Origin of the sequence: Cryobacterium sp. TMT2-17-1, from assembly GCF_004402765.1 — a bacterium.
GTDB classification, from domain to species: Bacteria; Actinomycetota; Actinomycetes; order Actinomycetales; family Microbacteriaceae; genus Cryobacterium; species Cryobacterium sandaracinum.
Genome location: NZ_SOGC01000039.1, coordinates 101583 through 115750 on the forward strand (window position 1 = coordinate 101583; position 14168 = coordinate 115750).

Consider the following 14168-nt stretch of genomic DNA (forward strand, 5'->3'; position numbering starts at 1 on the left):
AGCGAGCGGCGCCTACGCGAGGATCGGCAGGAGGAACGCGGAGGTCCAGCCGGCCAGCAGGCCACCGATGACGGGACCGACGACGGGCACCCACGAGTAGGCCCAGTCGGAGGAACGCTTGCCCTTGATCGGCAACAGGAAATGCGCGATGCGCGGGCCGAGGTCACGGGCGGGGTTGATCGCGTAGCCGGTCGGTCCACCCAGCGAGGTGCCAATCACGATCACGAGCAGGGCAACCGGAAGGGCGCCAAGGGCGGCCAGGCCGCCGCTCTCGCCCTGGCGCCCGCCGCCGAACGCGATGACGACGAAGACGAGCACGAAGGTGCCGATGATCTCGGTAATGAGGTTCCAGCCGTAGGAACGGATGGCCGGACCGGTCGCGAACACGCCGAGCTTGTTGGCCGGCTCCGGTTCCTGGTCGAAGTGCTGCTTGTAGGCGAGCCAGACGACGGTGGCACCCAGGATGGCACCAATCAACTGAGCCCCGATGTACGCCGCCACGGACACAGCGTTGACCGGAACCCCCGAGCCGAACTCGGTGGCCCCGGACGACACGAGTCCCAAGGTGACGGCGGGGTTCAAGTGAGCGCCCGAGTTATAGGAGACGATCACGCCGGCGTACACCGCGAGGCCCCAGCCGATGGTGACCATCAGGAATCCGCCGCCGAAGCCCTTGTTCTTGGTCAGGGCGACGTTGGCGACCACCCCGCAGCCCAGCAGGATCAGGAGAGCGGTTCCCACCACTTCCGAGAGGAATACGATACCGAGATTGTCCACGTTGACATCCTTTTAGATTATTGAAATGAAGAAAGCGAAGGAAACGGATAGTAGAAAACCTAGCGACTCGAGACCGCCGGTGGTCCTGACCTTTCTGCACGTTTGTGCAGATCAGCCTTCAAGTCTGCGGGTACGGAGCCGGGCCGGAGGGCAGGCTGCGGGCAGGCGACCGCAGCGCCCGCCCGCCCGCAGGGCAGTCCCGAGCAGTCCCTAGACGGCCGGCACGGCCGGCGTTTCCGCCGGGGCCACGTGCACGCCGTACATGTCGCGCAGTGTATTCACCGCGGTGTCGACCTCATGCGCGCTCCGGGCGGCGTCCCAGCCGAGGACTGGTGCGAGCACGCCGGCCAGCTCGGTGAGCAGCGGCAGAGTCACTTCGCCGCGGAAAGCGATGCTGGTGCGGCGCAGCAGCAGGTCCATCAGGTGCATGACCGATTCCGCCCGGGCGATGAGCTCGATTTCGCGCCGGGTGTAGCCGGGGTGCTGCATGAGCGGCGCGTCCGGTTCGGCGGTGAGCCAGGTGATCACCTCGGTGGCGCGCGTGCCGTACCGGGTCAGCAGCACATCGGCACGCTCGGCGCCGACCTTGTCGCCGTTGGCGGCAACCCAGACCCCGCGTGCGGCATCCGTCGCCGGGAAGTCTCGACCACCACCGATGGGCAGGCCGACCGTCGAGACGGTGCGCGGCAGGCCGAGCAGGGTCAGGATGTCGCCGCTCAGGTGTTCGGCCAGGGCGCGGAAGGTCGTCCACTTGCCGCCGACCAGGCTCAGCAGGGTGCCGTGCCGGGCGCCGAGCGGGCGCGATTCGATGCGGTAGTCGCGCGAGACGAAACCGGGCGCCTCGTCGTCGTGGCGGGGCAGCGGGCGCACGCCGGCGAACCGGAACACTATCTGCGACCGGTCGACGGCCACCTTTGGGAAAACGTGGTTGACGAGTTCGAAGAAGTAGTCAACCTCGGCCTCGGTGCAGCGCGCCGGCTGAGTCATGTCGTGCTCGAGGTCGGTCGTGCCGACGAGAACGCGGCCCGCAAGCGGGAAGATCAGCACGATGCGGCCGTCTTTGTGCTCGAAAAAGATCTCGCGACCGCCGGTCGCGGCGAGCAGTTCGGGGTTGTCGAGCACGACGTGCGACCCCTTGGTGCCGCCCATATAGGTGCTGGCCTGGCCGAGGGCCGTGTTCGTGAGGTCGGTCCACGGTCCGGACGTGTTGACCACGATGTCGGCCTCGAAGCTGAATTCGGCGCCGGAGACCGTGTTGCGCAGGCGCACACCCGCAGCATCCATGCCGACGGCCTCGATGTAGTTGGCGCTCCGGGCGTGGGTGCCGGCGGCCAGGCCGTCGGCCAGCACGTCGAGGGCGAGGCGCTCCGGGTCGTGCATGGAGGCGTCGTAGTAGGTGGCCGTGTACTTGAGGCCCGGGTTTATCTGCGGCAGCACTTCGAGCGACGCCTTCTTGCCGAGGAATTCATGCCGGGGCACATTGCCGCCGTCGCGGGAGAAGGAATCGTAGAGCATCATGCCGATCTTGATCAGTAGAGCTCCGCGCTCCTGGGCCGCACCCTGTTTGTGGGTGAGGAACCGCATCGGCGCCGACATCACTCCGGAAAAGGTGGAGTAGATCGGAATGGTCGTCTTGAGCGGCTTGACGTAATGGGGGGCGATCTTGAGAAGGCTGTTGCGCTCCTCCACAGACTCCTTGACCAAGCGGAATTCGCCGTTCTCGAGGTAGCGCACACCGCCGTGGATCATGTGCGAGGAGGCCGAGGATGCGCCGGAAACGTAGTCGCCCTTGTCGACGATGGCGACGTCCACGCCCTGCAGGGCCAGATCGCGGAAGGTCGCGATGCCGTTGATGCCGGCTCCGATGATGAGAACTTGAGCGCGGGGGCGGTCCTGGATGGCGGCCTGGGCGGCGGCACCACTGGACTGTGACGGTGCGGAAGATGACTGATCGGGTGTGGACAGCACTGTTCGCTCACTTCTCTGTGGGTGGAGGGGAATTGCTTCTACCCTGCTAGGTTCGACACAAACGGTCAAGAGGTTTGAACATACGTGCAAGGAGTTAAAATGGCCCATCCAGACGATCCGTCCCTGTCGGACCGAACCAGTGACGCGCTCACGGCGGCCCACTTGTATTACATGCAGGACCTGACCATGGAGGCCATCGCGCGGGAACTGCACACCTCCCGCTCCTCGGTGTCCCGTCTGCTCAGCCAGGCCAGAACCAGCGGGTTGGTCGACATCCAGATCCGGTCCCCGCTCGACGCGACGAGCCGGGTGGAGAAGCTCATCCTGAACCGCTTCCAGGTCACCGCGCACGTCGTGCCGGTGCCCGACCACGCCAGCGACGTCGATCGGTTGGAGCGCGTGGCCCTCTCGGTTGCACGGATTCTCGGCGAGTTCTTCGACTCGAACATGATCATGGGCATCGCCTGGGGCTCCACGATGAATGCGGTCAGCCGCCACGTGACCCCTAAACGCACTCACAACGCACAGATCGTGCAGCTGAACGGCGCCGGCAACACACGCAGCACCGGCCTCGACTACGCCAACGAGATCCTGCAGCGGTTCAGCAACGCATTCGGCGCCCGCCTGGAACAGTTCCCGGTTCCCACCTTCTTCGACGACCCGGCCACACGCACGGCGTACTGGCGGGAGCGCGGCTTGCGCCGGCTGTTGGAAATGCAGAGGAACATGGACGTCGCGCTCTTCAGCGTGGGTTCGCCCTTCTCCAACGTCCCCAGCCACGTCTACGTCGGAGGCTACCTGGACGACGACGAGCTCACCGCTCTTAGCGACGCCGGGGTCGTCGGCGACGTCGCGACAGTCTTCTACCGCGCGGACGGCTCGACCGACGGCATCCCGCTCAATGATCGCGGCACCGGCCCGGAACTGTCGGTGCTGCGCCGCACCCCCCGGCGCATCTGCGTCGTCTCGGGCCAGTCCAAGGTGGACAGTCTCCGCGGCGCGCTGGCCGCGAACCTGATCACCGACCTGTTCATCGACGAGAGCAGCGCCCGGGCACTGTGCGAGTGAGCAGACGGAGGCCCGCCGGCAGCCACTGAGGGTTCGTGGCGACCGGCGGGCCGACGGATCAATGCTTCTGCACGTACTTGACGGGAGCGGGCAGGCCGCGCGCCGCGCGCACGGACCGCGAGAGCCCCTCGATCGACTTGAGGGCGTCGAGAACGTCGTCTGCAGTGACCACGAACGGCATGTTGTGAATCGTCTCACCCGGCAGGGTTGACGCCGTGGCGATGGCCCTCAGCTCCTTCTCGTCGTCCAGGCTGAGACCGATCTCGGTCAGCGTGGTGGGCAATCCGACGAGAGTGGTGAACTCGATGAAGTCTTCCACCTCGGTGCGTGGCGCGCCCTCGAGGACCAGCTGGGTCAGCGAGCCGATGTTCACCTTCTGACCGTGGGTGAGACCGTGGGTCTGCGGGGCCGCGGTCAGGCCGTTGTGGATGGCGTGGGCGGCGGCCAGACCGCCCGACTCGAAACCGAGTCCGGACAGAAGCGTATTCGCCTCCACCAGCTTCTCGAGAGCAGGTGTGACCAGGTTGTCACGCACGGCATCGAGGGCCGGAAGGGCGTTCTCCCAGATGACGTCCCACGACAACTTGGCCAGCGCGGTGCCGGTCTGGGTCGGCAGCCCCCCGGCCATCGTGGTCGCATGGGCAGCCGCCGTGGCCCGGGCTTCGAGCCAGGTCGCCAGCGCGTCGCCGACTCCGGCGATGAGGAACTCGACCGGCGCGTTGGCCACGATCTGGGTGTCGATCAGCACGAGGTCGGGGTTGCGCGGGAAGAAACGGTATTCGACAAACTCGCCCTCCTCCGTGTAGATCACCGAGAGTGCGGAGGTGGGAGCGTCGGTCGACGCCACGGTGGGCACGCTGACCCAACGAATTCCAGCCAGGAAGCCGGCGGCCTTGGCCGAGTCGATCGTGCTTCCGCCGCCCAAGCCGATGATCACGTCGGCCGTGGTTACGCGGATCTTCTCGACCAGCGCGTCGACCGCGGACGCAGTCGCAAAGCGGTCGAATTCGACCCGTTCGACGCGGAGGCCGGCAGCAGCGAAGCTCGCCGAGACCTGCTGCCCTGCGAAACCCCACACGACGTCATCAGCGACGATCAGGGGGGCGGAGCCGATCTGGGATACGAATTCGCCGAGGCGATCGATCGCTCCCTTGCCTTGGACGTAACGTCCGGGGCTCATGACTGTGCGGATTGAAGTGGTCATCGTGGAACTTCTTCCTGGTCGAACTGCGTCTACATCTTTGTGGGACGGTGGCGGTGAACCGGTCTTCCGGGGCACAGATTTCACATTACGCCCGCCGATTCGACCGACATCGGCTGCCCTGCAGCGGGCGACCGTGCGAGCGCACCCTCCGAGCGGTTTCCGGCACATCCGCCCAGTCTGATGTCACGGCTCAAAGATCGGATCTGACGCACAAACACGCGCTCTTAGCCAATTTTTTGAATGCTATTCAGGATTTACAGGAAATACGTCGCTGTTTCTGAAAGCCAGCGTTGCACATTTGTGCAGATCGGACGCCCGGGAGGGGCCGACACCGGCAGCTACGCCCGTGTCGGCTCCAGCAGGAGCGCGGCGGCGGATCGCGCCGCGCCGGCGCTGCCGGCGGCGACCGCGGCGAGTGCGGCATCCCGGCACTGGTCCACCGTCACGCCGCGTAGGAACTCGGCCACGCCGCCCAGGGCTCGCGGGGACATCGACAGGCTGGTCGCCCCGAGCCCCACCAGGATGGCGGCAAGCATCGGATCTGCCGCGGCCTCACCGCAGACCCCGACCGGCTTGCCGGCCGCCAGACCGGCCTGGCAGGCCTCCCGGATCATCCGCAAGACCGCCGGCTGCCAGGGGTCGTTGAGCAGGGCGAGCTCCCCCATCAGCCGATCGGCGGCCATGGTGTACTGGGCGAGGTCGTTGGTCCCCAGACTCGCGAAGTCCACCCGTTCGAGGATGGGGCCAGCCGTGATAGCGGCGGCGGGAGTCTCGATCATCACGCCCACGTTGTGCAGGCCGTGCGCGGCACAGCGGGCCGCGAAGTCCACGGACTCGTCGACGGTCGCGATCATCGGCGCCATGACGCCGACGTCGGCGTCTTCCGCGGCGGCCGCCGCTGCGATGGCCTGCAGCTGGGTGTCCAGCAGTTCCGGCCGCTGCCACGCTGTGCGATACCCCCGGATGCCCAGGGCAGGGTTGACTTCGTCGGCCGCCGTGACGAAGGCCAGCGGCTTGTCGGCTCCCGCATCCAGCGTTCGGATAGTGACCTTCTTCCCGGGGAATCCGGCGAACACCTGCCGGTACGCGGCGACCTGTTCGTCGAGTCCCGGAGCCTCGGCGTGGTCGAGGAAGCAGAATTCGGTGCGAAAGAGGCCGACACCCTCGGCGTTCGCCTCGATCGCGGCGGCAACGCTGTCAGGCGAAGCCACGTTCGCGAGGAGCTGCACGCGGTGCCCGTCCCTGGTCCTTCCCGTACCGTCGAAGGTGATCACCCGGCGGATCTGTTCCTCGGCTCGCAACACTTGGTCGCCGGTGGGGTCCACGACGATCTCACCGGTCGTGCCGTCAACGATCACCATGCTTCCCTCGGGCAGGTCCATCGCATCGCGGGCCGCCACCACGGCAGGCAAGCCAAGCGCCCGCGCGAGAATGGCCGTATGGGAGGTGGGCCCGCCCTCGACGGTGACGATCGCCCGACACACCGTGGGGTCGATCAGCGCCGTGTCGGCGGGGGCCAGGTCCCGGGCCACGAGCACATACGGCTCCACACGATCCGGCAGGCCCGGTGCCGGTCGGCCGAGCAACTCGGACACGATGCGGTTGCGCACGTCGTGCAGGTCCGAGACACGTTCGGCGAGGAGCCCACCCTGCTCCTTAAAAACCGCTGTGACCTCGCTCACAGCCGCCCAGACGGCACGCTCCGGAGTGTGGCCCTGCCCGGTCACTCGGGAAACGGCAGCATCGATCAGCCCGGGATCCGCCGCCATCAGCGCCGTTGCCTCCAGGATCCCACGCGCCGCTCCCGACACCCGGGCCGCCTTGTCCCGCAGGGCCAGGGCTACGGATGCCGCGGCGGCCACGATCCTCTCCGCGGCCGCCGCTCGCTCGCGCAGGGGGAGTGCGACTGCCGGCCCCGGCTCGTTCACCGGTTCCTGCATCCGCACGATCGGACCGACGGCGAAGCCGGGGCTCACGCCCAGAGGCCCGCTCGACGGCGCCCCGCCCTGCGGCCGGGCCTGCGGCCGCGACGCGGAACGCGCCGGCCTGGGCGCGGGAGCGTGGGCGGCCGCGAGCTCGCCGAAGCCCTTCCCGACCAGTTCACTCACGGCCTCGAGCGCCTCCACAGCCTGCCGCCCGGCCGCCGCGACGGAGATCGTGTCGCCCTTCCGGGCGCCGACGGTCAACAGGGCAGTCGGGCTGTTAGCCGGCACCGGAGGCCGGCCGGTACGGAGGTTGGCGACCGTCACCGTCGCCTCAAAGGCGCTGATGGCAGTGACGAGCATCGAGACCGGTCTCGCGTGCAGGCCGTCGGGGTTCAGCAACGTCACCTCGATCGTGTGTTCCGCCGCCGGGCCGGAGTCGACCGGCAGGCCGGCCGGGTCCTCGTCGCCCAGGTGACTTTGCTTGGCACGAAGAGCACCTCGGGCCTCACGTTCCACTTCGTCAAGGGTGGCGCCACCCGCCGCGCGCACCACTGCCGCCATCAGGCCCTCTACGAAGGGACCGCTGCTGAGCCGGACGGGCAGGTCGGGGTCGTCCGAGAACTCCAGCGCCATTTCCGCGCTCATCACAGCCGATCCCAGATCCATCATCACGAGCACGCCCTCGGGAGAGGAAACCTCGGCGATGGCCTCGGCGACTTTGGACGCGTCCGTTCCGATCACCCCTGCGCCGGCACCGGCTGCGATCGCGATGGCCGGGCCGTTGACCCCGACCATTTCCACTGCGAGGTCCACTGCTGCCTGCGCGAGCCGGGGGCTGTGCGATACCACTACGATTCCGATCACGATCTACTCCTTGTCGAGGATCTCGGCCAGAGCCTGGAAAAGCAGCGACGTCGACGCGGCTCCCGGGTCGATGTGGCCGATGCTGCGTTCCCCCAGGTAACTGGCCCTGCCCTTGCGGGCGATCAGGGGTGCGGTGGCATCCCGCCCCGCTTGTGCAGCGGAGTAGGCAGCACGGGCCGCCGAGGAGATATCGGAGAAAACGACGAGGTCGGCGTCGAACGCGTCGAGCGCGGGAGCGAGGACGTCGAACATGGTCTTATCCCCGGCCTCGGCCTTGCCGCGGGCAACGACGCCGCCCAGCCCTGCACGAAGCGCGGCCGCCAGGCCGGGCGCGTCCAGGGTGCTGACCGGTCCTGCCGAGGTACCGATCCGCAGGAAGAAGGTGCCGTACAGGGGGCCGCTGGCACCACCCACGGACGTCACCAGGGTCATGCCCACGCCCTTGAACAGTTCGTCGACGGCCACGACCGGTGAGGCCTGGATTTTCTCGAGGACCGCATCCATGCCGCGGGTCATGTTCGAGCCGTGGTCCGCGTCGCCGATGGCCGAATCCAGTTCGGTGAGGTAGGAGACCTGCTCGGTCACCAAGTCGCGAAAACGGGTGAGCCAGCCGGTGAGCTGGTCAAGGCTGATCGTGTCATTCGTCATGGTGCTAGATTCCCCAGCGCAGCCCGGCGGTGTTCACCGGCGCATCCCACAGATGAAGCAGGTCCTCGTCGGCCTTGAGGATCGTGACGGAGCAGCCCGCCATGTCCAGCGCGGTGATGTAGTTGCCCACGAGGGAGCGGGCAACCGTGATGCCGGCGGCGTCGAGGATCTTCCTGACTTCGGCATACATGACATAGAGCTCGATCAACGGGGTTCCGCCCAGCCCATTCACCATCACGATCGTCGGGGCGCCGGTGAAGTCCAGGTCGGCGAGGATCGGCTCGACGAGCAGACGGGCAACCTCGGCGGCCCCGGCCAGCGGCACCCGGCGGCGGCCCGGCTCCCCGTGAATGCCCACGCCGATCTCCATCTCGCCTTCGGCAAGTTCGAAGGTCGGTTTCCCGGCCGCGGGAACCGTGCAGCTGCTGAGGGCCACGCCCATGGAACGGCCGGACTCATTGACCTGGCGGGCCACCGCGGTGACGGCCGCGAGGTCGCGGCCTTCCTCGGCTGCCGCACCCGCGATCTTCTCGAGCAGGACAGTGGTTCCGACGCCCCGGCGGCCTGCGGTGAAGGTGGAATCCTCGACCGCGACGTCGTCGTTGACGACCACGACGGCAACCTCGATCCCGGTCTCAGCCGCGGCCAGTTCCGCGCCCATTTCGAAGTTCATCACGTCGCCCGTGTAGTTCTTGACGATGTGCAGCACGCCCGCTCCGCTGTCCACGACTTTCGTGGCCTCGAGCATCTGGTCGGGTGTCGGCGAGGTGAAGACCGCCCCGGCGCAGGCCGCGTCAAGCATTCCCACACCGACGAAACCGCCGTGGAGCGGCTCATGGCCGGTTCCCCCACCAGAGAGCAGGGCGACTTTGCCTGCTCTGGTCGGGTCTGTCCGGTAGATGATGCGGTTGACGTGGTCGACGCGAAGTTCCGGGTGTGCGGCCGCCACGCCGATGAGGGAATCGGCGAGAACCGTCTCCGGGGAATTGATTAGTTTCTTCATGTTGAGACCTCCAGGATTATCTTCATGTTTGCTCTCCGTTGAACTTTTCGAGCTGGATCCGCGAGACACTTTCCCTCGCGACTCAAAGAAATACAGAACGCAATTCGATAATGTCGAATATCCTCCAGAGAGTGGCCCAATGTCAACACGTCGCATGAAGACGCGTTGGTGACGCGGCATACTTAAGGAATCAACCGGAGGTGCAGCTGTGATTCAAGCCATCGATCGTGCGGCGAAAGTGCTGTCGACGTTGCAGGGCGCACGCCACCTCGGCATAACCGAACTCGCCACCGAACTCTGGTTGCCGGTCTCGACCGTGCACGGCATCGTCAAATCGCTGCAGGGCCACGGTCTTGTCGCGCAGGAGCCTGGCGGCACCCGGTACATGCTCGGCCCGGCCCTGCTCAAACTCTCGAATGTCTACCTCGACACGCTCGACGTGCGCGCGCGGGCCATGCGCTGGACCCTCGAACTCGCGCGCAGAACCGGACTGTCCACACGTCTGGGGGTGCAATTGTTCGACGAGGTCATCATCATTCACCACAACCAGCGGCCTGACGGCAGCCAGCAGATGCCCGAAACGGGCCTGTCCATCCCGGCCCACGCCTCGGCAATGGGCAAAGTCCTCCTCGCATACAGTCCGGAATACGCCTCCGGACTGCTGGGGAGGCCCCTGCGCAGTCTCACCGGCGCCACGATCACCGACCCGGCTCAGCTGGCCATCCAATTCGTGTCGATCGTGAGCAACGGCATCGCCACCGAAGAGGACGAGGCCGTGCTGGGCGAGTCGTCGATCGCGGCGCCCGTGGTCGACACCCGCGGCAATGTCATAGCCGCGGTCGCCGTTGTCGTACCGTCGAGCGAGTGGCCTCCCGACTCCAGCGTGCTGAACGGATTGCGTGAGACGGCCCGGAACATCTCCCGGGAACTCGGCGCCAGCACCTGGCCGCCGCGGGCCCCCCAACCGGCCGTCGCCGCGCATCCGCAGTCGTGAGCGCCCATCGCAGGCCGCACTCTCGAACGGGAATTTTTCTATGGCCGACGCGTTGGGATATAACTAGTAGTAGTTATATGAAACGTGCTCCGGGGTCGGTGTAAGTCCGAACCGGCGGTGAAAGTCCGCGACCCGTGCCGCTCCCAAAGCGGAACGGTTGAGCTGGTGAAATTCCAGCACCGACGGTTAAAGTCCGGATGAGAGGCGCACGAGTCGATGGACCATTCCGGTCGGTCGGCGGGTTTCGCAACCCACATGGTGTTCGCCGCACCGAAAACCCGGAGTTCGTTGCACCAACGGACAGGACGGGAATGACGGACCAAGCGGCGCTCGAGGCCACCATGCGGCGTGCGCTCGCGCTGGCCGCGAATGGGCCGGCCACAGGCCCGAACCCCCGCGTCGGCTGTGTTCTCCTCGACGATTCCGGGCAGGTCCTGGCCGAAGGCTGGCATCTCGGCGCCGGAACCCCCCACGCCGAGGTTGTCGCCCTGAGCCGGCTCACCGCCGGCGCCGCCCGCGGTGCCACCGCCGTCGTCACCCTCGAACCCTGCAACCACACCGGCCGCACCGGCCCCTGCTCGCTCGCCCTGATCGACGCCGGCGTCCGCCGGGTCGTCTACGCCGTCGCCGACCCCGGCGTCGGCTCCTCGGGCGGGGCCGACCGGCTCCACGGCGCCGGAATCGACGTCACCGGCGGGCTGCTCGCCGACGAGGTCGAACCATTCCTCGCCGACTGGCTCGTCGCCGCCCGTCTCGGGCGCCCGTTCGTGACGCTCAAGTGGGCGTCGAGCCTCGACGGGCGCGCGGCGGCCGACGACGGGACCAGCCGCTGGATCACCGGACCGGAGGCCCGGCAGGACGTGCACCGGCGGCGCGCGGCAGCCGGCGCCATCCTCGTCGGCACCGGCACCGCGCTCGCCGACGACCCTGCCCTGACCGCCCGCGACGCCGCTGGAAAGCTTCTGCCCACGCAGCCGGTGCCGGTCGTGATCGGCACCCGCGGCATCCCCAACGACGCCGCCCTCCGCGCCCACCCGCATCCGCCCCTCTTCTTCGCCACCGACGATCTGCTGGCCGTGCTGCACGACCTGCACCGGCGCGGCATCCGTCACGCCTTCATCGAGGGTGGGCCCACTCTCGCCAGTGCGTTCGTCGCGGCCGGGCTGGTCGACGAGTACCTCGTGTACCTCGCGCCCACGCTGCTCGGCGGCGCCCGGCTCGCCCTGGGCGACATCGGGGTGGCCGGCATCACCGACCAGCGCCGCCTGGCCATCGACCATTACGACCGACTCGGCGACGATCTCCTCATCGTCGCCCGGCCGAGATAGGACAATCATGTTCACCGGAATCATCGAGGAACTCGGCCAGGTCGAGAAGGTGGAGCGATCCACGGATGCCGCCCGCCTCACCATCCGCGGCCCGAGAGTCGTAGCCGACGCCGGCCACGGTGACTCGATCGCGGTCAACGGCGTCTGCCTCACCGTGGTGGAGCGAACCGGCGACACCTTCACCGCCGACGTGATGGCCCAGACCCTTCTCATGTCCACCCTCGATGCCGCCCGCGCCGGCAGCCCGGTCAACCTCGAGCGCGCCGCACTTGTCGGCGACCGCCTGGGCGGCCACATCGTGCAGGGCCACATCGACGGCACCAGCACTCTGCTGGCCGTCACCCCCGGTGAGGCCTGGCGGGTGCTGCGGTTCAGCCTCTCCGCCGAACTCGCCCCGCTCGTGGTGGGCAAGGGCTCCATCGCCGTGGACGGCGTCTCGCTGACCGTCAGCAACATCAGCCCGGCGAGCGAACCGGACCAGTGGTTCGAAGTCTCGCTCATCCCCGAAACCCTCACCGTTACGACGCTGGGACAGCGCACGATCGGCGATCACGTCAACATCGAAACCGACATCCTGGCCCGCCACGTGGAGCGCATGCTCGCCCTGGCGGACGCCGGATCGAAAAGGAGCCACTCATGAGCCTCGCCGACATTCCTACCGCGCTGGATGCCCTCCGGCTCGGGAAACCGGTCATCGTCGCCGACGACGAGGGCCGTGAGAATGAGGGCGATGTGATCATCTCCGCCCAGATGGCCACGCAGGAGTGGATCGCCTGGACCGTGCGGTACTCCTCCGGCTTCATCTGCGCGCCGATGACCAACGACCTAGCCGACAAGCTCGATCTGCCGGTGATGGTGCCGAACAATGAGGACCCCCGCGGCACGAACTACACGGTGTCGGTCGACGCGGCCGACCGGCTCAGCACCGGGATCAGCGCGGCCGACCGCGCGCACACCCTGCGCGTGCTGGCCGATCCGGCCTCGACGCCGTCCAGCCTGCACCGGCCCGGCCACATCATGCCGCTGCGTGCGAGGGATGGCGGTGTGCGCGAGCGGGACGGCCACACGGAGGCGGCCGTCGACCTGATGAAACTGGCCGGCCTCGTACCGGTCGCCGGAATTTGCGAGATCGTCGCCGAAGACGGCGAGATGATGCGCCTGCCCGGGCTCCTCGCCCTCGGCGAGCGCGAGGGCGTGCTGGTGATCACCATCAAGGACCTGATCGCCTACCTGCAGGAGTTCCACACCGACACCGAGCTGCCCACAGTCAGCCCGATCCTCGAATCGCCGCGGGTGGACTTCGAGGTGGAGACCACGGTGCCCACCCGGCACGGCTACTTCCAGGTGCGCGCCTACCGGGACCGGATGACCGGCGCCGACCACGTGGCCATCGTCTCCGGCACCCCCGCCGACGGCGCGATCGTGCGGGTGCACTCCGAGTGCCTCACCGGTGAGGCGTTCGGCTCGCTCAAATGCGAGTGCGGGCCTCAACTGGATGCCGCCCTGGAGACCATTCAGGAGCTCGGCGGCGTCGTCGTCTACCTGCGCGGCCAGGAGGGCCGCGGCATCGGGCTGATCAACAAGCTGCGCGCCTACAAGCTGCAGGAGGACGGCCTGGACACCTTCGACGCCAACGTGGCGCTGGGCCTTCCCGCCGACTCCCGAGACTACGGCGCCGCCACGGCCATCCTGCACGACCTGGGCCTGTCCGCCGTGCGGCTGCTGACCAACAACCCGGAGAAGGTGCGCCAGCTCGAGGCGCACGGCATCACCGTGACCGAGCGAGTGCCGCTCGTCGTCGGCGTCGGCACGCACAATCAGGACTACCTGGCCGTCAAGCGCGACCGGATGGGCCACCACATCACAGAAGCAGACATGCTGAAAGGAATCGCACTATGAGCGGAGCAGGCTCCCCGGAGATCGAGATCGACGGAACCGGGCTGGACATCGTGATCGTCGCCGGACGCTGGCATGACGTGATCACCGACGGGCTGATCGCCGGTGCGACCCGGGTGCTCGAGGCATCCGGTGCCCGCTACTCGCTCGTGCGGGTTCCCGGCAGCTTCGAGCTGCCGGTTGCGTGCAAGGTGGCCCTCGACAACGGCGCCGACGCGGTTGTCGCGCTCGGCGTGATCATTCGTGGCGGCACCCCGCACTTCGAGTACGTGTCGTCGGCGGCAACGGATGGCCTCACCCGGGTGGCGCTGGACACCGGCAAGCCGGTGGGTTTCGGCGTGCTCACCCTCGACGACGAGCAGCAGGGCCTGGACCGGGCGGGCCTGCCCGGCTCGAAGGAGGACAAGGGCGAGGAGGCGGCCGCGGCGGCCATCGCGACCGCTCAGCTGCTGCAGAAGCTGCGCGAGTAAGACACGACCATAATGCGGCGGCA

The 14168-nt window shown here is 67.7% G+C and carries 12 protein-coding genes and 1 riboswitch; of the genes, 6 read left to right on the forward strand and 6 right to left on the reverse strand.

The genetic code is table 11. The features are described 5' to 3' along the window. Positions 1-12: 12 nt before the first annotated feature. Together E3O47_RS11340 and E3O47_RS11345 are read right to left on the reverse strand one after the other, a co-directional pair. Positions 13-777 carry an MIP/aquaporin family protein gene (locus E3O47_RS11340; RefSeq protein ID WP_134401231.1) on the reverse strand — a complete coding sequence of 255 codons (765 nt, stop codon included), beginning with the start codon at positions 775-777 and terminating at the stop codon, positions 13-15. 210 nt (positions 778-987) lie between these two features. Next, positions 988-2676, reverse strand: a complete 1689-nt coding sequence (locus tag E3O47_RS11345; RefSeq protein WP_241986185.1) for a glycerol-3-phosphate dehydrogenase/oxidase — start codon at positions 2674-2676, stop codon at positions 988-990. 168 nt (positions 2677-2844) lie between these two features. Between E3O47_RS11345 and E3O47_RS11350 the strand changes: the two genes are divergently transcribed. Beyond that, entirely contained in the window at positions 2845-3813 is a 969-nt protein-coding gene (locus E3O47_RS11350) for a sugar-binding domain-containing protein (RefSeq protein ID WP_104100381.1), read from the forward strand. A 58-nt stretch (positions 3814-3871) separates the two neighbouring features. Here the strand turns inward: E3O47_RS11350 and E3O47_RS11355 are convergent, their stop codons facing one another. The 4 genes from E3O47_RS11355 to dhaK all read right to left on the reverse strand — a co-directional run bounded on the left by E3O47_RS11355 (position 3872) and on the right by dhaK (position 9457). Next, the gene (locus tag E3O47_RS11355; RefSeq protein ID WP_104100357.1) at positions 3872-5017 is read right to left on the reverse strand and encodes a glycerol dehydrogenase; all 1146 of its coding nucleotides are present in this window, start codon (positions 5015-5017) and stop codon (positions 3872-3874) included. A 338-nt stretch (positions 5018-5355) separates the two neighbouring features. Beyond that, a complete protein-coding gene (ptsP, locus tag E3O47_RS11360) occupies positions 5356-7806 on the reverse strand; it encodes a phosphoenolpyruvate--protein phosphotransferase (RefSeq protein ID WP_134401233.1) in 2451 nt (816 codons plus the stop codon). Positions 7807-7809: 3 nt separating this feature from the next. Continuing rightward, a complete protein-coding gene (gene dhaL, locus E3O47_RS11365) occupies positions 7810-8454 on the reverse strand; it encodes a dihydroxyacetone kinase subunit DhaL (RefSeq protein WP_104100359.1) in 645 nt (214 codons plus the stop codon). 4 nt (positions 8455-8458) lie between these two features. Then, positions 8459-9457 (reverse strand): dihydroxyacetone kinase subunit DhaK, encoded by a 999-nt coding sequence (dhaK, locus tag E3O47_RS11370; RefSeq protein WP_134342677.1) that lies wholly within the window; start codon positions 9455-9457, stop codon positions 8459-8461. 208 nt (positions 9458-9665) lie between these two features. Here dhaK and E3O47_RS11375 point away from each other — a divergent pair, with 208 nt between their 5' ends. The 5 genes from E3O47_RS11375 (at position 9666) to ribH (ending at position 14145) form a co-directional block, all read left to right on the forward strand. Continuing rightward, positions 9666-10451 (forward strand): IclR family transcriptional regulator, encoded by a 786-nt coding sequence (locus E3O47_RS11375; RefSeq protein ID WP_134401234.1) that lies wholly within the window; start codon positions 9666-9668, stop codon positions 10449-10451. 81 nt (positions 10452-10532) lie between these two features. After that, a riboswitch (FMN riboswitch) is annotated at positions 10533-10664 on the forward strand. A gap of 98 nt (positions 10665-10762) precedes the next feature. Next, on the forward strand, positions 10763-11779 hold the full coding sequence (gene ribD / locus E3O47_RS11380; protein ID WP_134401235.1) for a bifunctional diaminohydroxyphosphoribosylaminopyrimidine deaminase/5-amino-6-(5-phosphoribosylamino)uracil reductase RibD: 1017 nt from the start codon (positions 10763-10765) through the stop codon (positions 11777-11779). Between the two features lie 7 nt (positions 11780-11786). After that, entirely contained in the window at positions 11787-12419 is a 633-nt protein-coding gene (locus E3O47_RS11385) for a riboflavin synthase (RefSeq protein ID WP_104100363.1), read from the forward strand. Then, positions 12416-13678 (forward strand): 3,4-dihydroxy-2-butanone-4-phosphate synthase, encoded by a 1263-nt coding sequence (gene ribB / locus E3O47_RS11390; RefSeq protein ID WP_104100364.1) that lies wholly within the window; start codon positions 12416-12418, stop codon positions 13676-13678. Before E3O47_RS11385 ends, ribB begins: the two co-directional genes overlap by 4 nt. Next, positions 13675-14145: a 6,7-dimethyl-8-ribityllumazine synthase gene (ribH, locus tag E3O47_RS11395; RefSeq protein WP_104100365.1), complete on the forward strand. Its 471-nt coding sequence runs from the start codon at positions 13675-13677 to the stop codon at positions 14143-14145. The genes ribB and ribH overlap by 4 nt, the downstream gene beginning before the upstream one ends. Positions 14146-14168: the final 23 nt, after the last annotated feature.